Here is a 17534-nt window from a genome sequence, read left to right as displayed (position 1 = left end):
GAGGTGGGTATGGATCATCGCCCCCATTTGATCACCTCGGTGCATGCAACTACAACCGCTGATAGGCCCCGTACGCTTCGATCCGAATTGCGCCGGCAAGCTGGCAGCCGCAAAGGTCGAAGACCGTGTCACACGCCCGCTGTGAGCCCACAAATCGCAGTCGATTGTCGGGCAGAGCCCCTTCGTCAAGGCCGCTGCTAGAGCGCGCCGTCCCATCACCCTTGGCGCGGGCGGCGGAGTGCTCGGCCCGCTGACGGCATCCCTCACCGCTGGTGCGACGTCCGGAACGCTGGTAGCTGCCATCATTGGCTTGGGAAGCGGCGAGACCATCGCCTCCGGGATGCCGAACGATGGGAGGCTTGCGTTGGACGTTACGCGACGCAATCTGCTGGTCGGTGCCAGCGCGGTCGCCGCCGGCACATTCGCGGCGACGCTCACGACCAGTGCCGGTCGCACTCTGGGAATGAGGCCGACCGTGAATGCGAGCGACCAGCCAGACCCCGCATCGATCCTGATCGAGAGCTTCGACAGCACCACGAACTGGTCCGCCGTCGCGGCTGGCTCCGGCTCGCAAACGATCGACACAGTTGGAAAGGATCAAGGGGCCGGACGTGCAGTCTTCACACCAGGCACCACAGGGGCTCCCCAAGTCACGAAGACGACGGGCTACCCGAACTACGACGCCTCCAAGCACAAAGTTTTCGCCTACCTCGTGGACAAGGGTAACGATCCCGAGCTCAGCAACGGCGCGGATCTGCGTCTCGGGCAGGCTGCGAACGGCGTGAACTATCCCGCCGGCGCGAATATCGGGAAATATCCCGATCTGAACGGCGCTCTCTTCGGCAATATGATTCCCGGCAAGCACGTCAGGTTCACGAGCGCAGCTGACATGGCAACTGCTGGCGTCAACCTTGTGGACGGTGCTCCGATGGGCGTGCGAGCTTTTGGTGGTTTCACCAGCCCTTTTGCCCCGAAGGTCGACGCACTGATCGCGACGGACGGCGGTCGCCCGACTGTAGTCCTCACGTTCGATGATGGGCGAGTTGGTCCGTGGACCAAGCGTCAGTATCTCGCAGACCGCCGCATTCCGGTAACGCTCTACATCCCGTGGGCTCTGGTCGGGCAGCTTAATCGACTGACGCTCTCGCAGCTTCAGGACATGAAGGCGCTTGGGCACGATATTCAGCTCGACGGCACCTGCGACGACGGGGCGATGATCGACCGGGCGAGCGCTGCTGCGGCTGTGACCGAACTTCTGGAAGGGAAGCAGTGGCTGGCCGACAACGGGCTCAATTCCGATGCTCGTCACTTTTGCTATCCCAACGGCCTGCATCGTTCGGCAGGTCCGCGCGTTGCGCTCCCGAATCCTGTCACGGACGGGTCGAACGTCATCACGGTCGGGTCGCACTCCAACTCTCAATCTGGACAGCCGATTTTTGGCGACAACGTACCCGCAGGTACGTGGATTACCGTCGTCATCAGCGCGACGCAGCTCCAGTTAAACCGGGCGGTCCCCGCAGGAGCGGCGAAGCTCTGGCGCGGCAACGTCTCGACGCTGACTGATACGAGTATGACGTCGGGTAGCCCTGTCCTCACTGTCACGTCTTCGGCTGATCTCATGGTCGGTGCGCGCGCCTTCTCGCAGGGTATTGGTATTCCTGACTACGCCACGATCCAGTCGATCGAGAATGCGACGCAGGTCACGCTGTCCGCCAGCGCCACGGCGACCAAGACGGGATCCGTCACGTTCATCGAGACCTCGCATCCGTTCCACACCGGCAAGCTGCCGGCGGCACTGAAGGCTGCGGGCTTCCTGACGGGCCGCACCACGATCGGCAACCCGATCTTCTCGAAGCACGGCATCTTCGATCAGGGCTTGGTGCTACCGTCCTACACGTTGTCGCAGGCTACCTTGTCCACCTATCAGACCGTCGTCGGGCACGCGAAGCGGACGGGCTCCACGGTGTTCATGTATGGCCATGACTTGGGCGGCGGTCTCATCAACCAGGAGACGGCCGACTTCCGTGCTGGCATGGACTTCCTCGCGGCCGAGCGTGACGCGGGCAACATCGACATCCTGACGGTCTCGCAGTGGTGGCTTCGCGATTGCGCCAACCCGCTGGCATTCCCCGCCTAATAAGCGTCGCCCGCAACTCATCTGGTAGGGGGGCGCAACCGAATAGGGGCGCTGGTCTCTATGTTCCAGCGCGCTTTCCGGCAGTCTCAACGCGTGCTCGACCGCCTCGCAGATGAACTTCGACCGACCGTGCTTGCCGACCACGGCGTCAACACGCGCAGACATATCGTTCGGCAGCTGCACGACAACGGCGCCCACATTCAGCGGAGGCCGGCCCATCGGCATGTCTCCTGGTAGCGCCCGGGTGATAGCGGAGGGTAGGGCTGTTTACTGACCGTGTAAAAGCGGCATCCATTGTTGCATCACCCTCGAAGGAGATCCTGGTCTGCCTCCTGAAAGGTGGCCCTCTTTGAAGTCGGCTCTCGAGCCGATGGAGGATGACAAGATAGGATAGAAGAAGCCGAGCCCGGAAGAGATCGTCGCCAAGTTGAGGCAGGTTGACGTTCTGCTTTCGCAGGGTCGCCCCGTGGCGGAAGCGATCCGCATGACCAACGTGACGCCGTTCACGTGACTTCGCTGGCGGAAAGAGTTCGGTGAGCTGAAGTCCGACCAAGTGAAGCGTCCGAAGGACCTCGAGAAGGAGAGCGAGCAGCTGCGCAAGGCCATGTCAGACTTGACCTTGGAGAAGCTGATCCTGAAAGAGGCCGCTATCTATTAAACTGGTGAGCCCCGCCCGGCGGCGGCGTTACATCGACCACACCCTGCGTAAGTCCGGTGTGTCGGAGCGGCTGGCATGCCGGGTTCTGGGGCAGCACCGATCGACGCAGCGCAAGGCGCCCAAGGGGCGAGCCGACGATGCGGCACTAACCGCCGACATCATCGAGCTGGCGACGCAGTATGGGCGCTACGGGTATCGCCGGATCACGGCCCTGCTGCGAGATGCCGGGTGGGTGGTCAACGTAAAGCGCGTCGAGCGCATCTGGCGCCAGGAAGGTCTGAAGGTACCGGCCAGGCAGCCCAAGCGCGGTCGGCTCTGGCTGAACGATGGGTCCTGCGTTCGGCTTCGGCTTGAGCATCCCAACCATGTCCGGTCCTATGGCTTCGTGGAGGGTCGAACCCATGACGGCCGTAAGTTCCGAATGCTCAGCGACAAACGCTACGCGTTTGCGCCGATGTGATCGACGAGTTCTCCCGCGAATGCTTGGCCATCCGGATCGATCGGGCGCTCAAATCCACCGACGTCCTGGATGTCCTCTTCATTCCGCACGGTGTGCCCGGCAACGTTCGTTGAGACAATGGCCCGGAGTCCATCGCCAAGGCGGTGCGCGATTGGATCGGAGCGGTCGGGGCCAGGACCGCGTTCATCGAACCCGGCAACCCATGGGAGAACGGCTATTGCGAGAGCTTCAACTCCAAGCTTCGGGACGAACTCCTGAACGGCGAGATCTTCTATAGCCTCGCCGAGGCCCGGATCGTGATCGAGAGCTGGCGGCAGCAATACAACAAACGGCGACTTGCTCGAGCCTTAGTTACCGTCCGCCGGCACCTGGCGCCGTGCCATGCCAAACTGCGCCACCCCGACCCACTTCGCCGGCCACCTCAGCCGTGGCCGACAAGCCCATAATGCATCGGATTCGAACCGGGCCCCCTGATGGGGGGTAGGCCACTGCCACGCAGTAAATCTGGCGGTCAATGGGAGATGAGATCTGGCGGAGGGAGGGGGATTCGGGAGGCGAGCGCTCCGAACCTTAAAATCCCTACGCCGCAGGCAATTGCGCTGACACGCCGAGCATCGCAGCCCCTCGCATTGTCGCACGGTTTGTCGCACGGAACAGGCGGTGAACTCGAACCATATGCGCACGCTTGACGCGATGACGCAATACGGTGCGAGCCCAAAGGCCCTCCGTAGTTGTTGTCGAGGCGGGCTCACCCGTCCCCGCTGTTGAGCAGAGACCACATCCACGGATTGAAATCGGCGCTCCTCTGCGAGCCGACTCATGCTAGCGTCCGGCGACAAAGAGGGCGTCATGGACCTGCGATCAATCATCTCGGCGCCCAAGGAGAGCATCAAGACTGGCGAGTGGCGTCGTGGCGAGATCCCACGTGTGCAGTGGCCGTCCAAGCGCGCTAAAGCGAAGGCCTACAAGTATGGCCCTCTCTACCAGTGGCGGATCGTCACGTTCGCCTGCTCCGGACATGACTGCCGTGTTCGCCTGCTTCTGAATGAGGACAAGCAGATATTCCGTGCGTCGCTTGGCGTGGTCGTCTCCGGCGAAACGATCTCGATCTGCGACTACGAGTGGCACGCATCAGAACCCGGCTGGCACTGTCACGCGAGATGCGACGAGTTCCGGCACCTGAGCGCGTCCTTTAATCGCTTTGGTGGGCAGAGGATCCCGAAAGCCAACTCACATCACCGACGGGTGGAGTTCCGTTTCAAACGGGACGTGCTATCTGCCGCGAATGCGTTCAATTGCGCGGTCGACATTTTCGGCCTGGATAAAGGGGGAGGCATCGTATGAAGGCCGAACTCTGCAAAGCGTTCTGTGACGACATCACCGTTACCGTTGTTCCAGCTGGCCTCGCGGTCAGCACGGCGTTCATCCGTGACGACGGGGACCGCATAGCATTCTACGTCGTCGACAGGAGCGACGGCCTCGTGCATCTCGAAGACGATGGCGCGACGATACCGATGTTGGAGCAAGCCGGCGTCGACTTTGGAACCGACACGCGTCAGCGAGCCCTAGACACGCTCCTCTCCGGTGTCGGCGCCTTCTTTGATCACGATGATGCAACCGTCAGGACGCTCCCCTTTCCGAAACTCGAACTGCCCAGCCGTGCGCTAGCCTTCATTGGCGTGATGATCAGGATGAACGACTTCCTACTCCTCACGCAGGAGAAGGCGGCATCGACGTTCCGTGAGGACGCCGCCGCCGCGATACGCGATGCGTTGGAGGGGAAAGCTGACATTCGCGAAAATGAGATCGTCGATCGGAAGCTAAAGGAGGTGAAGGCGGATATGGTCCTGGAAGCGAGGGGGCAGAAGCCTGTTGCCGTATTCTTCGGCAATACGCCCAATCGTATCCACGATGCCATCTTCCTGCATCAGGCTGCAGCCTACGAAGTGCATGTCCCGCTTTCAGTCGTCGCACTCCTTGAGCAGGACAACTCAGTTCCGGCTGACCTCCGCCGTCGAGCGAGCAATCGCCTTACAACGGTACCTGTCTTCCGCGACGACGAAGAGGCCGCAGTTGCCCGGATTGTGCGGGAAGTTACCGGCGCCGCCGCCTAATTCTGACGCTCATCCGCCTTCTCTAGGTATTGCGCCGCGAGCTTCTGCAGACGGCTGTCGTCGGTGTGAATGTGCTCGGCGCCCTTCATCGGATCGAGGATACCGCGCGACTGGCTGGATTTCAGACCGAGCGTCTCGATGATCAGCGGGTCGGAGCCGTCCTCGGACTGGAGGTAGATCGCCTCGACCGGCCGGCGTTGGCCCGGCCGGCGCACTCGGCCGACCACCTGCTTGTGGACCTGTGGTGACCAGTCGAACTCGCCGAAGACGACGGTCGCGCACCGATGCTGCAGACCGTCGAGGCCAGCGCCCGACCGCAGCGAGATAATCATCAGGTTCGTGCGCCCCTCCATGAACGTCGCCTTCGCCTTGTCCTTCTGGGACTGCGATTCCGTGCCCGTGTAGAGGACCGGCTTAAGGTCGGCGAGAACGTCCATCCAGATGTCGTAGACGTCGCGGTGCCAGCCGGCGAGGAGCACGGGCTCGCCGCTCTCGACGATCATGCGGACCATCGCAGCGACCGACCGAGCTTTCGACAGGCCGGTGATGCGGCGGGCGAACATGTCGAGCTCGCGGGCCGCCTGACCGCGCTGCATGAAATCGCCGGTGGTCACTCGCAGCGCCAGGGCGCGAGCCTCGGCGTGTGCGCTCTCGACGATCCGCTCGTCGGTGTCGACGCTGCGCAGGATCGTGCTGACCGGCGGCAGGTCCGTCTCGACGTCGTGTTCGGTGCGGCGGAGGGTCAGGCCGGTTTCTAGGAGGTAGGTCCCGAGGGCGTCAGGATTGTTGACGATCCAGTGCTTGCCGGTCCACCGGCACCACTCGCGGCAGAACTCGTCGAAGCTGCCGAGTTCGCCGGGCGCGATGAAGCGGAGGACATCGTAGATCTCCGAGCCGTAGTTGTAGATCGGGGTGGCGGTCAGCCCCATGGCCATGCCGGTGGAATCGGTGAAGACCTCGGCGGCGCGCCCCTTCTGCGTCTGGACACCCTTCCGCAGCTCCTGGACCTCGTCGTAGACGACCGAGGCGAAGGTGCCGCGCGCGGCGATATCGGTCCACCCGGCGATGTTCGAGTAGCGGAAGATGTAGATGTCGGCCGGCGGCAGGCTGTAGGGCTTGGTGCCCTTGATGATGTGCGCCGTCAGCGTCGTGAACTTCTCGACGTATTCCTTCGCCCACTGCGTCGCCAGATGCGCCTGGACGACGATCGCCGCCGGCAGGCGCCGTTTGTTGGCGACGGCCGCTAGTGCCGAGATCGTCTTGCCGAGGCCGACGTCGTCGAGGAGGAGGAGACGGCCGCGCTTGTGCGCGATCTCCGCCGCGCGCGCCTGGTAGGGATAGGGCGTGCGCCCCTCACGGAACGAGATCGGCCGCGTCGGCTGCCAGTCCGGCAGAAGGATCGCGTCGATCTGCGCCTGATCCTGAAAGAGCCGGGCGCGGCCGTGCTCCAGCGCTTCTCGGTCCTCCGGGCTGATCTGGAGCGGGTAGCGCTCCATGAACCACAGGAGGTCGGCCGCCAGATCGTCCGCGCCGTACAACGCGATCGGCGGCGTCGCCGTCGTCGCCACCTTCGGGAAGACGCGCTTCAGCTTCATGACGACGTGCGGCTCGGCGCGCTCCACGACCCACTGACGTTCGCCCAAGCGGGCGAGGGCTCCATAGGTTCTCACAGCCAGCCGGCTCCGACGGAAACATGGCGGAAGGGCTTGCCCCCGCAGGTGGAAATGCTCGACGGCACGGCGACGGTGCCGACCAGGACGAGTGCGGTGATGGACGGGAAGGCGGCGTAGCGCTCGAGCTGGCGCCAGACTGAGAGGCGGCCGCCGCCGATCTTCGCCTCGATGCCGATGCCATCGGCGAAGAAATCGATCCGGTTGCGCTGGTCGAGCCGATACTCGGCCGTGACGGGAATTCCCATATCGGCCAGGACGGCGCCGATCTCGGCTTGCAGGCGCGCTTCCGTGTCGACCGGCATGCGGCGCGAGCGCAGCGCGGCCGTGACCCGGTCGAGGTTGAGGTTGAGATCGGACGGCATCAGAACAAGATCTCTTCGGCCGGCGGATATCCGTCGTGCTGGACGCCATCCAGGAGGCGACCGGCGGCCTTCTTGCCGACGCGCTCCAAGACCGAGGCACCCCCGAAGAGGTCGATCTGACGGGGGTAATGGTCGATCTGCACGACCATCGGCGGGCAGGAGTCCGTGTAAGGGGGCGCCGTCGCGAGAGCCAAGTCGCCAGGCATGCCCGAAGGGCGCGGCGCGGCAAGACCCCACTCGCCCCACTGCTTGAACAGGAATGGCACCTCAGCCTTCGCGCACTGGTCGCGGATCGCCCGAGCCCAATCGGGATGCATTGGGCGGGCGCCGTGACCGCTCTCGCCGCCGACGACGATCCAGTCGATGCGCTCGAAGGCGCCGTCGCAGTCTTGGAGCGCGTTCCGATCGACGCGGAAAGTCTCCGGTCGATCCGGCTCGCCATCCTCACCGAGCACCACGCCCGCCTTCTCGCCGAGCGAGATGCTGGTGAAATCGATCGGCCCCAGCATCGGCTCGGCGCTGACCCAACGGACTGCCGCTGGCGTGTCGAGAAGCGCCGGGATACGCTCGTCGGCGCGGCGTTGATCTTCTGCCGAAACGCCGAGCCAGACATTCGGCAAAGGCCAGACGCGCAGGTCTAGAGCGGGAGTGTTCCAGCAGCCGGTGGCCGCCAGCGCAGCCGCAGCGTTCATGGACGGATGACGGCCGCGCTCGTCAACCCGGCGGCAGTAGTCGCGCATCCGATCCGGCCGCTTCGTCAGGACCTGGAACGTGTGCTGCGGGGCGAGCGCCATCACCGCGAAGACCTGATCGAGCATCTCATCCGTGACGCCCTCGGCGAAGAGGTCTCCGTGCGCGCAGACGAAGATCATGCGCGGCCGGTGCCAGCGCAGCGGCTGGTCGAGCCACTCGGCGTTGAAGCGAATTTCGCCGGTCCAGACCGGGCCCGCTTTCGTGTCGCGCGTCAGGCCGGTGCGCGACGGGATGTGCTTCAGTCGCGTGCCGGCGAGCTTCATCGCGTAGCAGTTCGTGCAGCCAGGCGAGACGACCGCGCAGCCTGTGATCGGGTTCCAGGTCGCGTCAGTCCATTCGATCTTCGTACCGTCGGCCATCAGAAGGGGCGCTCCTCGTCTTCGTCGCGATCGCCGATCGGGGCAGGAAGCGACATGCGGGAGGGCGCCACGTAAGGCGTATTCATCCGGAGCACCGACGCCTCGTCGGTGAAGGTGGCGGAGAAGATCGCGGCGCCGCCGTAGAAGTGCGTCGTCCAGGACGTGACGGTAACACTTGGAACCGGACGTTCATCACCTGGGAGATCGATGCGCTCGACCTTTGGGATGTCGATGCGTAGCATCTTCGCACCGAACCGCTCCTCCTCACGCACCCGGCCGGCGTGCCGACGATGACCGAATACCTCAATGATCATCCAGTCGGCGGCCGGCTCATCGCCGGCAGGGCTGGTTTGCTCGCTCATGCGGCGATCCTTTCTGAGAGTATGGGATCCTCGAGCCAGGGCCGCCACCGCGTGAGGCGGCCAACGAAATAGCGGGTGCGGTACTGCTGCTCGAACCAGTCGAGCATCTCGCGGTAGTCCGCGAACCCATCGGCGCGGGCGAACTCGTCCCGGTCCTCGAACTCGGGAGGCAGGGCGGCCAGATTGCCGAAGGTCACGTACTCGGGTCGCAGCGCGACGTACTGGACGAGTTCGCAGACGGGGTCAGGATCGACCAGCCTGCGGCATGCGGCCGTCCGCTGCCCGGTGTAGAGCTGGAGGCGGTCGCCGGGTTTGGCGCGCGCCGTCTGGCGGATCGTCTGACGCTTCGTCAGGTTCTCAATGAGGGGCACGAACCGGCCCTGAAAATTGAAGGCGACCATTAGCGTGTGAACCCCTCGCGCGGCATGGTGTAGGGGCGCGGCTGGAGGTCCTTGCGCAGGTACAGCGGGTGGCCCGGCTCGCCGCCGTTCGTTAGCCTGAGAGCGTGCGGCCGGCCGCCGGCCTCGGCGATGAGCTCGACGACACGCCGGTCGCGCTGGTGCAGACGGCCGTGCGCGCCCCAGCCGCAGACTACGATCGACGAGGCGACGGCGATCTCGGCGAGGTGCTGGTCGTTGTCGGGGCCGATCGGGTCGCAGACTTCGCGCAGCGCGAACGGACTAGTCGACCGGTAGGCGAAGATGTTGCCAAGCACGAGCGAGCCCATGCCCCAGGCCCTGGCGTAGCCGATGCAGCGGCGGATCGTCGGATCGTCGTTGGTCTCGTCGGCCGTGGACGGGTTGAGCAGGATGAAGGCGACGCGGGGCAGGGCAGCGTCCCAGACGCGCTCGAGGCGGTACCGCCACGTCCGGCAGGAGGAGAAGACGGCGGTCATCGTCGGTTGTCAGATGTGGCAATCGACGACGACGACGAACTGATCCAGCCGGACCATCGCAAGCATTTCTGTGAACTTGGCGTCCCAGTCGTCGGTCTCGCCGGACGATATGCCCCACCAGCCCATGCTGCCGCGCGCGTACCACTGGCCATCCTTGACGACGGCATAGGTGATGAGCGCGGCCGCCGCCTGGGCCCAGCTGTCAGCTGTCTGACCCTCAACCATTTTGGGAGGATCGTTCCAGGTGGCGCGGTGTACCTTCTTCAGATGCTCACCGGCTTCGCCGTAGAGCGAGACGAGCCATTCCCCATGAGCGTCCCCGCGTGGCTTCTCGCCAGGCAGTTCCATCCACGCTGCATGGGCCGCATCATTGAGGATGCAGGCCGCCACCACCTGCTCGGTCGTCAGACCGGTTTTCTGTGCGATCTCCGCGAGCTTGGCACGGCGCTGCGCCACTTCAGTCGACTTCATAGTCGACCAGTCGATGTCCTCCATGCGTCCGCCATCGAAGGTGCCGCATGGCGCGCCCGGCCGCATCAGGCCTGGTCCGCCGACCACGCCCGACGCCGCGCCGGGCTTCAAGCGGAACAAGCCTGACCAGCGCCCGCCGATCACCCACCAGTCCCATTTCCTGTTCGGGTTGGTCAGATAATAGAAGCGGTCGTCGCGTTCGATTATGCTGTCGCCATGTTCGTAGATCGCTGCATCGCGCATAGTTGCGTGGCCAAGCCCGTGCTGGCGTGCTTCGTCGGCCGCAAGCTCGACCTCCTCAGCGCCATCGGGCAACTCGAAGCCCGGCCTACTGAAGACGTCGTTGGGGTCTGTGGCGCTGGTGTAGAACTTCCGGTCGTACCGGCATGAGAACGTGCCGTCGGCCAGCTTGACCGCAGAAACACTGCTCTCAAAGGTCTCGCGCACGTCATCGGTGACGTCGACCTCGATTACATACTGATCCTTGATCCCCGTGCATTCGTATTCGTGCCAGGGCTGAAGGATCGGAGCGATCGTCTCATGGGTCGGTGGCTCGTCCATGACGACGAGAACGGTGAAATGCGACATGGCGCGCTCCAGGGTCAGACGTAGAGGGAAAGGAGGATGGCGAGACCGACGAGGATCAGGACGCTGCCGGTCGTGGCGAGCATGATCTGGGGGATGGTCAGGTCCTTCATCGAGCGGACCCTTCGGCTTCGCGCATGAGACCGGCGAGCACTTCCTCGATGGCTAGCGCGGCGCGCAGTCGGAGTTCGGCGGCATGCCGCTCCTTCCAAGCGCTGTCGGAATGCGAGGTCTTATTCGCGAGCGCCCAGGCGACGCCGTCGACTTCCTCACGCCGCTTGGCTTGAACCTTCTCGTTGTGGCGAACGCAGCTTTTCACCGCGGCGGCGTGGAGGTGCTCGAGCGTGATCACGACCTACCCTCCACAACCTCGGTGGCCACGGCGCCCTCGCGCTGATTGGCCATGGCGAGCGCGAGCTCCGCCTCAGCAGCGACCTTCCGCGCCAGATCCGGCGAGCCGTTCCCGAACTCGTAGGAGCGAAGGGCGTGCGCAGCGGACTTAAGGATCCTCCGCAGCGCCTGGTTCTCGGCGAGGATCACTTCTCGCTCACGCATGACAGGGTGTCCTTCGCGGCTCGGGTGAGGAGGGTCTGGTCGGCCGCGCGCTCGGACGGCGTGCCCCGGCTGGTGCCCCGCGCCCGATGCTGGGCGCAGTAGCTGCGTTCAAGAGGGATGGAGCGGCCACAGCAGCGCTTGTCGCCGAGCGGCACGTCCTCGCCCCAGAGAGGCCAGGCGCACTGGCCGGCGCGCCGATCGAGAAACCGGACGCCGGCCGGATCCGGCTCGCTCAATCGAGCCCGCGCGCCGCGCGCAGGTTCGCCGCGACCGGCAGGAAGGACGAGACGACGTCATCAAAGGCGTCGGGGTTCGCCGCGATCCAGGCGTCGGACACGTAGAAGAGGGCGGTCACCGACAGGGTATCGGTCGAGCCCCAGTGGCCGAAGCCCTCGTACTTCACGGCCGTCGGCTCGTAGAGCGGCTTGCCCTTGGCATCGAGCGTGTCGTTGAAGTCCTTGTCGACGACGTCCACGAAGTCGAGGACCGAACCCTTGCCGGCGACGCTTGCGATGCGCGCCACGAAGTCAGAGTTCTTCGCCGAGGTGAAGAACATGCAGCCGACATCGGAGCCGTCGACGATCTGGGTGAGTGCGAGCGCATCGCCCACCGGCTCGGTCGGGATGACTGAATACTCGTCGCCGCCCTCGACCTTGTCCGCGTGGACGAGGCCGTTCCACGAGACCCAGCTGCCCGAGCCGAACTTGCCGATCGCGACCTTCGGTTTCTTCGAGATCAGGTCGCCCAGATCGTCGATGCCGAGCGAAGCGTTGCAGACGAGGTTGAGCGTCTCCTTGAATACGGCGCCGACGCGCTGGACGGCGAGGCCGGCGCCGGCGTTGCTCGACCGATAGACCGTGTCGGCGTCGGACTGGATCACGGCTGCGTCGCAGTCGCCCTTTTTCAGAAGGTCGAGGTTCTTCCAGGAGCCTTCCGTCGCGATGGGCTCGACGACGACGGCTCCGTTGAGCGTGCGGCGCAGCTGCTCGGCGAAGGCGAAGTAGTTCCCGCTCTTGGAAGCGGTGCAGACGCGCAGAGGAGCGTCGGCGAGGGCGGGCGCCGCGGCGCCCATTAGGGTGGCCGCAGCGAAAGCGGCGAGGCGGATGGCCATGAGCCGTGTTCCTTGTGTCGGGGATGGGGGAGGCGTCGCGCTTAGTGCGCGTAGGAGAGGGCCGGGTGGCCGTCGCGGGCGACCTCGGCGAGGTCCGAGCGGTTGTTCGGGCTGTCGAGGATCGCCTCGACGATGCGGTCGATCGCGGTGCGCTGGCCGGCCGGCAGTCGATCAACGCGTTGAGCAAGCGCCAAAGCCCGAGCGGACGGCGCGCGAGGCCGGGCGTGCTCGCTCGTCTCGACCGCGGAGACGGCGGCTGCCACCAGCTCGTCGCCGTCGAAGCCGATGAACTCGGCGAGGCGCACGGCCGTCGCGAAGGCGACGCGGTTCGCGCCGCTCTCGTACTTCTGGACCTGCTGATAGGTCACGCCAACGCCCTTGCCGACATCGGCGAGGCTCAGGCGCGCGGCCAGGCGGCGCTTCCGCAGTTTCGCACCGACGGCAACGTCCATGGGATCACGTTCAGGTTTCATGCGGCATCTCCGAGGACGAGGTTGATCTCGCGATCGATGTCGTCTCCGGCGAGGAGGCGCTCGATCGCGGCGTTGCAGCGTCGCCACCAGGCGATGGCGACTTCGGTCTTGCCGTGCCGGCGGATCAGGAGGGCGCAGTCCTTCCGCGCCTGAACCCAGTGCTCCAGGGTCAGGTCCTCGTCGCGATCGGGAGTGACCGCGCGGCCGCGCCGCCTGAATGCTGGCTCGAGCATTGGTCAGGCCCGGTGGACGTGCTTCGCGGCGAGCGCGGCGCGATCCCTGGCGGAGCCGAAACGAGGATCGAGGTGGATGTTGCGGATGCGGCGGCGGGCCAGTTCCGCCGTGCCGGCGTCAGCGATCGCGCCGAAGACCTGCTCGACGATCTCCGCCGATGCGTCGTCCGGGACGACGTCCGAAATGATCTGGCCACCGGGGAAGCTGGCTTCCACGCGATACCCGCCCTCGACGGCCATGCAGCGAACCGACGAGGCGACCGGCCTCGCAACACCTACGTGGCCAGCGTTGCCATTGGTTAAGCGGGCCTGGGCGAGGAAGTCGGACGAGGTCTCGGCTTCCTCGAAGCTGCGGCGGATATCCTGATCGAAGGCGAGGTCGTCGAACTCCTCCGGCAGCGCCTGGGAGAAGTCCTCGTCCGGCTGGAAGGGCTGGGCGGTCGAGCGGTCGATGGTGCGGCGGGCGGATGCCATGGTGCTTCTCCACAACGCGAAGGCGATGCAGAAATAAAAGCACTGCTTTCATATTCGTGCAAGCGAAACTTTCATGTGAGAATCCATTGGCGATCTATCGACTCTGACGTGTGGAGAATCAACAATAGAACGAAGCATGAACGGATGGGCGTATGACGAGCGTAACGATGAAGGATGTCAGGTCTGTCGCCGTCGAGTGTGCTGATTGTGGGCGTGAGCGTTGGCTGCGCCTGATCGATCTACGCAGGCATGGGGTTCGAGATGACACTCCATTTCCCCGATTCGCTCAAAGCCTTCGCTGTCAGACCTGCAAGGCCGACGGTCAGCCAGGCGAGAACATTTCCGTTACGCCGAGGTATGTCGCAGAGGCCGGAGGTGTCGCGAATGACGTCAGGTGGCTCAGAAGCCGAGGAGCTCCTTGAAGGGGATGACGCGATGAATGGCCTTCACCTCCTTCATGGGGAAACGAAGCTCGATCGCAGGGTTGAACTGGCGAACGATCAGCTCCTTCGCCGTTCGCTGAACGAGGCGCTTCACATATCCGCGCCGGGATCCGCCAGGCTCACCCTGCAGCTCAATGACTACGTCGTCCCCCGGCACGGCATGCCGGCCACCGCAATAGGCGAGATCGCCAACTTCGAAGCGAGGAGACATGCTGTCTCCGAGAACATGGATCGCGAAGACGTTGCGGACCGCGGCTATGCCAGGCGGTCGGCGCGCATAGTCGATGACGTCGCCGATGAACTCGAAATCGGCTCCATCTCCACCGATGCCGACGCCTTCCACTGGAACATCGCGAGGGCCGAACGCGACGGGACCAGGATCGGTGACCTGTTCGACCTCGTTTAGATCCGGAGATTCCTCCAGATACCGCACCTCGCCGCGGTGGGCCGAGACCGGGTCGATCTTCAGGAAGCCGCAGACTGCCCGGAGGTTCTCCATCGTGAGAGCGTTATCGCTCCGCTCCCACTGACCGACCGCGGCAACAGAAACGCCGACGGCTTTTGCAACGTCCTTCTGGACCAGCCCGCGACGCTTCCGCGCCTCCTTGATCGCTTCACCTACAGTCGTCATCACAGAGTTGTGGGGCGAAAGCTCAACTTTCGTCCATAAAAGTCTCGCTTGTTCTGCAATGAAAGCTGTGCTTTTATCAGGTTCATGAGCGAACTCGACGACATGAGAGACGCGCTTCGACGCGCAATTCGCAAGGCCGGTGGCCCGAGCGTTATTGGTCTGGCCGCTGGCATTTCCCAGCAGGCCGTCGGCCAATGGGAAATCTGCCCGCCGCTGCGGGTCCTGATCGTCGAGCGTTGCAGCGGCGTCAGTCGCTACGAACTTCGGCCTGATCTCTACCCGCTGGAAGGCGCGCCCGGCGCTGCGGGTCACGAGATGCAGGCTCCGAACGGGGCTGCGGCATGATCGGCGCTGATCACTCTTGGCGCTCGCGCCTCATCACCATGCATGTCTCGCTCCTGCGCGGTCGGCGTGCCGCGAAGCTGACCCAGCAGCAGCTCGCGGACCGCCTCGGCGTCGATCGCCGCACCGTTCAGCGCTGGGAGGACGGCAGCTGCGATCCGTCGAGCCAGGATCTTATCCGCTGGGCCGACGCGCTTGGGTTCGCCCTGTTCGCCGCTCCTCTCTCGGAATGCGGCACATCTGCCGCTTTCGATCGAGAGGCATCCGCCGAGATCGAAGCGGTGGCCAAGCCTGAGCCGACCGCGCAGGCGGCAGCTCGCCGCCAGCTTCCATCCGCTCGCACCGCCCTCCTTCGCGGGAGCACTACCTTGTCCACGACCGAGCAGGCCCGTGCCTACCGCATGCTGGTAGTGGAAGGTCGCTCCCATGCCGCCGTCGCCGCTGCGCTGACCGCCGATCGCCCGCATGGTGCGGCCCGCGTCACCGAAGAGGACGTACGCGCGCTCTTTCGCGCCGAACGGTCCCTGCATTTTCGCGATGCGTTTCATGGTTCGCCTGACCTGCCTGTTGTTGGCGAGATTGCGGCGGGACGTCGCGGCGTTCACGTGAAATCGCCGGCCAGTCGTTCACGGGGTGCCCGATGAGCGCCGTCCGCCCGACCGAAGAGCCGCGCGAGCTGACGGCTGACGAGCGCGCGATGAAGCTGATGACGGCTGCGCTCGTCGATCAGTGCGGCGGCAACGGTGCCGCCGCGGCGGCGCTCGGCGTCTCGAAAGCCCTCGTCTCGAAATGGTGCCACCCGCGCATTCCGGACGGTGAGAAGTCGCCAGCCTTCATTCCGATGGCGGCGGTCCTCAAGCTCGAGCGGCTCTGCGGTGCGGCTGTCCTGACGCGCTGGATGACCGAGACGGCCGAGACCGATCCGACCACGGCGCTCGATCCTCTCTCCTACGAGCACGTCGCTGAAATGGCGCTTGAGCACTCTCAGGCCGCCGGCGCCCTAATCCGCGCCAAGGCGGACGGGAAGATCGACGCGGCCGACCGCGCCGAGCTGCGCAAGGAGTTCGTCGACGTCATCGCGCTGTTCACGCGGCTCGTGCGGAAGATCGACCTGTCATGAGCGCCGCGACCCCGCCCTTCGGCCGGCGCCGCTCGATGGAATCGGCCCTGCGGCGCGTGCAGCCCGCCGACCTCGTCGTCGAGCATACGAACCCGCGGCCGGCGCTGCCGAACGACCAGCCGGGCATCATCTTCACTGACCATCTCGATCGTGCGGCACAGCAGCACGTCGAGCACGCCACCCGACCGCGCGCCCGCGCGTCGCCTCGGTAGCTGCGCGCGGCGCCCTCCCGCCGCGTGACCGCCGGGCCGCCATCCTCCTCCCAGGCGGCCCGGCACCCCATCCCGGATGAAACCGGGCCTTTCGGCTCGCCCACCTCGCTCCGCACCCCGGCGCGTGAACGGCAGCCCCTTACCCGAAAACGGAGACTGCCATGCTGGCCAGTTTGAAACAGAAGCTCCTCGGCGGCGCCTCGCGCTTGTCCGGGCGTACCGATGCCCTCGAAGCCGTCTGCGCCGCTGCCGCGCTGGTGGCCGCTGCCGATGGCGACATCGCGGAGAAGGAGATCGCGGCGACGCTGAAGGCGATCAAGGCGAACGCGAGCCTCGCCGCCGCCTTCGACGCTCGCACGATCGAGACGGTCGCGCAGCGCATGCTGGATCGCGCCGAGGGCGGCCGGGTTGGGCGCATGGGTCTCTACAAGGAAATCGAGCAGGTCGCGGCCGATGCCGAGATCGCCGAGCTCGTTCTTCTCGCCGCTGTCGACGTCTCTGAAGCGGACGGCTCGATTCAGGATGCGGAGCGCAAGGTGCTCGAAGAGGTGGCCAAGCGGCTCGGCCTCAGCCTCGCGTCGGTCGGGCTCTGAGCCGCCGATGATCGGCTTTCTGAAAGCCAAGGCGCGGGCGGTGGTTCTCACCGCCGCCGGCGTCCTTCTCGCCCTCCAGATCATCCTCCCCACGACGCTCGACCTCCTGCTCGGCCTGATCCTGCTCGGCCTGGTCTGGGTCGCGACGCGGCTGACCTGAAAGGACAGGCCTCGTGACGCTGAACAATCACGCCCGCACGCCGCTGCATAAGCTGCCGACGGTCATCCTCGACCAGATCGAGACGATGAGCGCGACTGGCGAGACACCGGAGGCGGTGGCCGCCGCGCTCCTGCGCGATCACGGGATCAAGCGCCGGCCGGCGACGGTGCAGTTCTCATCGCCTTTTCAGGAGGGCCGGCGTCGGCTCGCCGAAGCGCAGGCGGTTCGCGAGGCCGCGGACGCCGCCGAGCACTCGGCGCGCACCGCCGCCTGGAAGGCGCGGCACTGGCGGCACCCGGAGCATCCGGGCGTCACCCTCCCGCGCCTCACCATCCTCGCTGGCGCACCGGCCTGAGAG

The 17534-nt window shown here is 65.3% G+C and carries 24 protein-coding genes and 1 pseudogene; 11 read left to right on the top strand and 14 right to left on the bottom strand.

Features of this window, described 5'->3' with window-relative positions; all coding sequences use genetic code 11:
- Nucleotides 1-238: 238 nt before the first annotated feature.
- From BM175_RS15890 to BM175_RS15875, 4 genes and pseudogenes are all read left to right on the top strand, one after another.
- A complete protein-coding gene (locus BM175_RS15890) occupies nt 239-2137 on the top strand; it encodes a polysaccharide deacetylase family protein (protein WP_139224668.1) in 1899 nt (632 codons plus the stop codon).
- A gap of 415 nt (nt 2138-2552) precedes the next feature.
- Nucleotides 2553-3739, top strand: a pseudogene (locus BM175_RS15885) (IS3 family transposase).
- 365 nt (nt 3740-4104) lie between these two features.
- Nucleotides 4105-4599, top strand: a complete 495-nt coding sequence (locus BM175_RS15880) for a hypothetical protein (RefSeq protein ID WP_139224667.1) — start codon at nt 4105-4107, stop codon at nt 4597-4599.
- Entirely contained in the window at nt 4596-5369 is a 774-nt protein-coding gene (locus BM175_RS15875) for a DUF1828 domain-containing protein (RefSeq protein ID WP_090964704.1), read from the top strand. The genes BM175_RS15880 and BM175_RS15875 overlap by 4 nt, the downstream gene beginning before the upstream one ends.
- Here the strand turns inward: BM175_RS15875 and BM175_RS15870 are convergent.
- The 14 genes from BM175_RS15870 to BM175_RS15805 all read right to left on the bottom strand — a co-directional run bounded on the left by BM175_RS15870 (nt 5366) and on the right by BM175_RS15805 (nt 14749).
- A complete protein-coding gene (locus BM175_RS15870; protein WP_175526880.1) occupies nt 5366-7012 on the bottom strand; it encodes an SNF2-related protein in 1647 nt (548 codons plus the stop codon). The genes BM175_RS15875 and BM175_RS15870 overlap by 4 nt on opposite strands.
- A 23-nt stretch (nt 7013-7035) precedes the next feature.
- Nucleotides 7036-7404, bottom strand: coding sequence for a hypothetical protein (locus BM175_RS22785; RefSeq protein ID WP_175526879.1), 369 nt, complete (start codon nt 7402-7404; stop codon nt 7036-7038).
- Nucleotides 7404-8516 carry a phage Gp37/Gp68 family protein gene (locus tag BM175_RS15865; RefSeq protein ID WP_090964700.1) on the bottom strand — a complete coding sequence of 371 codons (1113 nt, stop codon included), beginning with the start codon at nt 8514-8516 and terminating at the stop codon, nt 7404-7406. The genes BM175_RS22785 and BM175_RS15865 overlap by 1 nt, the downstream gene beginning before the upstream one ends.
- A complete protein-coding gene (locus BM175_RS15860) occupies nt 8516-8878 on the bottom strand; it encodes a hypothetical protein (RefSeq protein ID WP_090964698.1) in 363 nt (120 codons plus the stop codon). The genes BM175_RS15865 and BM175_RS15860 overlap by 1 nt, the downstream gene beginning before the upstream one ends.
- Nucleotides 8875-9249 carry a hypothetical protein gene (locus BM175_RS15855; protein ID WP_139224666.1) on the bottom strand — a complete coding sequence of 125 codons (375 nt, stop codon included), beginning with the start codon at nt 9247-9249 and terminating at the stop codon, nt 8875-8877. Before BM175_RS15855 ends, BM175_RS15860 begins: the two co-directional genes overlap by 4 nt.
- Nucleotides 9250-9278: 29 nt before the next feature.
- Complete coding sequence (locus BM175_RS15850; RefSeq protein WP_090964694.1) at nt 9279-9773, bottom strand: DUF1643 domain-containing protein; 495 nt, start codon at nt 9771-9773, stop codon at nt 9279-9281.
- 9 nt (nt 9774-9782) lie between these two features.
- On the bottom strand, nt 9783-10832 hold the full coding sequence (locus BM175_RS15845) for a YdbL family probable chaperone protein (RefSeq protein WP_090964692.1): 1050 nt from the start codon (nt 10830-10832) through the stop codon (nt 9783-9785).
- A 106-nt stretch (nt 10833-10938) separates the two neighbouring features.
- Nucleotides 10939-11181, bottom strand: coding sequence for a hypothetical protein (locus BM175_RS15840; protein WP_090964690.1), 243 nt, complete (start codon nt 11179-11181; stop codon nt 10939-10941).
- Nucleotides 11178-11384 (bottom strand): hypothetical protein, encoded by a 207-nt coding sequence (locus BM175_RS15835; RefSeq protein WP_139224665.1) that lies wholly within the window; start codon nt 11382-11384, stop codon nt 11178-11180. The genes BM175_RS15840 and BM175_RS15835 overlap by 4 nt, the downstream gene beginning before the upstream one ends.
- A 232-nt stretch (nt 11385-11616) precedes the next feature.
- Nucleotides 11617-12495 (bottom strand): TAXI family TRAP transporter solute-binding subunit, encoded by an 879-nt coding sequence (locus tag BM175_RS15825; protein ID WP_090964685.1) that lies wholly within the window; start codon nt 12493-12495, stop codon nt 11617-11619.
- Nucleotides 12496-12536: 41 nt separating this feature from the next.
- Nucleotides 12537-12968, bottom strand: coding sequence for a helix-turn-helix domain-containing protein (locus tag BM175_RS15820; protein ID WP_090964683.1), 432 nt, complete (start codon nt 12966-12968; stop codon nt 12537-12539).
- The gene (locus tag BM175_RS15815; protein ID WP_090964681.1) at nt 12965-13201 is read right to left on the bottom strand and encodes a hypothetical protein; all 237 of its coding nucleotides are present in this window, start codon (nt 13199-13201) and stop codon (nt 12965-12967) included. The genes BM175_RS15820 and BM175_RS15815 overlap by 4 nt, the downstream gene beginning before the upstream one ends.
- A 3-nt stretch (nt 13202-13204) precedes the next feature.
- Complete coding sequence (locus tag BM175_RS15810; RefSeq protein WP_090964679.1) at nt 13205-13675, bottom strand: hypothetical protein; 471 nt, start codon at nt 13673-13675, stop codon at nt 13205-13207.
- A gap of 399 nt (nt 13676-14074) precedes the next feature.
- Complete coding sequence (locus BM175_RS15805) at nt 14075-14749, bottom strand: XRE family transcriptional regulator (RefSeq protein WP_090964677.1); 675 nt, start codon at nt 14747-14749, stop codon at nt 14075-14077.
- Nucleotides 14750-14833: 84 nt separating this feature from the next.
- Between BM175_RS15805 and BM175_RS15800 the strand changes: the two genes are divergently transcribed.
- The 7 genes from BM175_RS15800 to BM175_RS15775 all read left to right on the top strand — a co-directional run bounded on the left by BM175_RS15800 (nt 14834) and on the right by BM175_RS15775 (nt 17531).
- Nucleotides 14834-15094: a transcriptional regulator gene (locus BM175_RS15800; protein WP_342029279.1), complete on the top strand. Its 261-nt coding sequence runs from the start codon at nt 14834-14836 to the stop codon at nt 15092-15094.
- Nucleotides 15091-15735: a helix-turn-helix transcriptional regulator gene (locus tag BM175_RS23360; RefSeq protein WP_210185801.1), complete on the top strand. Its 645-nt coding sequence runs from the start codon at nt 15091-15093 to the stop codon at nt 15733-15735. The genes BM175_RS15800 and BM175_RS23360 overlap by 4 nt, the downstream gene beginning before the upstream one ends.
- Nucleotides 15732-16211, top strand: coding sequence for a hypothetical protein (locus BM175_RS15790; RefSeq protein ID WP_090964676.1), 480 nt, complete (start codon nt 15732-15734; stop codon nt 16209-16211). The genes BM175_RS23360 and BM175_RS15790 overlap by 4 nt, the downstream gene beginning before the upstream one ends.
- On the top strand, nt 16208-16423 hold the full coding sequence (locus tag BM175_RS15785) for a hypothetical protein (protein ID WP_090964674.1): 216 nt from the start codon (nt 16208-16210) through the stop codon (nt 16421-16423). The genes BM175_RS15790 and BM175_RS15785 overlap by 4 nt, the downstream gene beginning before the upstream one ends.
- 161 nt (nt 16424-16584) lie before the next feature.
- The gene (locus tag BM175_RS15780) at nt 16585-17016 is read left to right on the top strand and encodes a TerB family tellurite resistance protein (protein ID WP_090964672.1); all 432 of its coding nucleotides are present in this window, start codon (nt 16585-16587) and stop codon (nt 17014-17016) included.
- Nucleotides 17017-17023: 7 nt separating this feature from the next.
- Complete coding sequence (locus BM175_RS22780; RefSeq protein ID WP_175526878.1) at nt 17024-17176, top strand: hypothetical protein; 153 nt, start codon at nt 17024-17026, stop codon at nt 17174-17176.
- A 13-nt stretch (nt 17177-17189) separates the two neighbouring features.
- Entirely contained in the window at nt 17190-17531 is a 342-nt protein-coding gene (locus BM175_RS15775; protein WP_090964670.1) for a hypothetical protein, read from the top strand.
- The last annotated feature ends 3 nt before the right edge of the window (nt 17532-17534 follow it).

Source organism: Aureimonas phyllosphaerae, from assembly GCF_900113065.1.
GTDB lineage: Bacteria > Pseudomonadota > Alphaproteobacteria > Rhizobiales > Rhizobiaceae > Aureimonas > Aureimonas phyllosphaerae.
The sequence above is the reverse complement of the archived record's forward strand: the minus strand, read 5'-3'. Positions and strand labels throughout refer to the sequence as shown.

Bases quoted from the DNA above. Each gene is read 5' to 3' on its own strand.
- BM175_RS15880 (WP_139224667.1), top strand. From the start codon at position 4,105: ATGGACCTGCGATCAATCATCTCGGCGCCCAAGGAGAGCATCAAGACT.
- BM175_RS15875 (WP_090964704.1), top strand. From the start codon at position 4,596: ATGAAGGCCGAACTCTGCAAAGCGTTCTGTGACGACATCACCGTTACC.
- BM175_RS22785 (WP_175526879.1), bottom strand. From the start codon at position 7,404: ATGCCGTCCGATCTCAACCTCAACCTCGACCGGGTCACGGCCGCGCTG.
- BM175_RS15865 (WP_090964700.1), bottom strand. From the start codon at position 8,516: ATGGCCGACGGTACGAAGATCGAATGGACTGACGCGACCTGGAACCCG.
- BM175_RS15860 (WP_090964698.1), bottom strand. From the start codon at position 8,878: ATGAGCGAGCAAACCAGCCCTGCCGGCGATGAGCCGGCCGCCGACTGG.
- BM175_RS15850 (WP_090964694.1), bottom strand. From the start codon at position 9,773: ATGACCGCCGTCTTCTCCTCCTGCCGGACGTGGCGGTACCGCCTCGAG.
- BM175_RS15845 (WP_090964692.1), bottom strand. From the start codon at position 10,832: ATGTCGCATTTCACCGTTCTCGTCGTCATGGACGAGCCACCGACCCAT.
- BM175_RS15835 (WP_139224665.1), bottom strand. From the start codon at position 11,384: ATGCGTGAGCGAGAAGTGATCCTCGCCGAGAACCAGGCGCTGCGGAGG.
- BM175_RS15825 (WP_090964685.1), bottom strand. From the start codon at position 12,495: ATGGCCATCCGCCTCGCCGCTTTCGCTGCGGCCACCCTAATGGGCGCC.
- BM175_RS15820 (WP_090964683.1), bottom strand. From the start codon at position 12,968: ATGAAACCTGAACGTGATCCCATGGACGTTGCCGTCGGTGCGAAACTG.
- BM175_RS15815 (WP_090964681.1), bottom strand. From the start codon at position 13,201: ATGCTCGAGCCAGCATTCAGGCGGCGCGGCCGCGCGGTCACTCCCGAT.
- BM175_RS15810 (WP_090964679.1), bottom strand. From the start codon at position 13,675: ATGGCATCCGCCCGCCGCACCATCGACCGCTCGACCGCCCAGCCCTTC.
- BM175_RS15805 (WP_090964677.1), bottom strand. From the start codon at position 14,749: ATGACGACTGTAGGTGAAGCGATCAAGGAGGCGCGGAAGCGTCGCGGG.
- BM175_RS15800 (WP_342029279.1), top strand. From the start codon at position 14,834: ATGAGCGAACTCGACGACATGAGAGACGCGCTTCGACGCGCAATTCGC.
- BM175_RS23360 (WP_210185801.1), top strand. From the start codon at position 15,091: ATGATCGGCGCTGATCACTCTTGGCGCTCGCGCCTCATCACCATGCAT.
- BM175_RS15790 (WP_090964676.1), top strand. From the start codon at position 15,732: ATGAGCGCCGTCCGCCCGACCGAAGAGCCGCGCGAGCTGACGGCTGAC.
- BM175_RS15785 (WP_090964674.1), top strand. From the start codon at position 16,208: ATGAGCGCCGCGACCCCGCCCTTCGGCCGGCGCCGCTCGATGGAATCG.
- BM175_RS15780 (WP_090964672.1), top strand. From the start codon at position 16,585: ATGCTGGCCAGTTTGAAACAGAAGCTCCTCGGCGGCGCCTCGCGCTTG.
- BM175_RS22780 (WP_175526878.1), top strand. From the start codon at position 17,024: ATGATCGGCTTTCTGAAAGCCAAGGCGCGGGCGGTGGTTCTCACCGCC.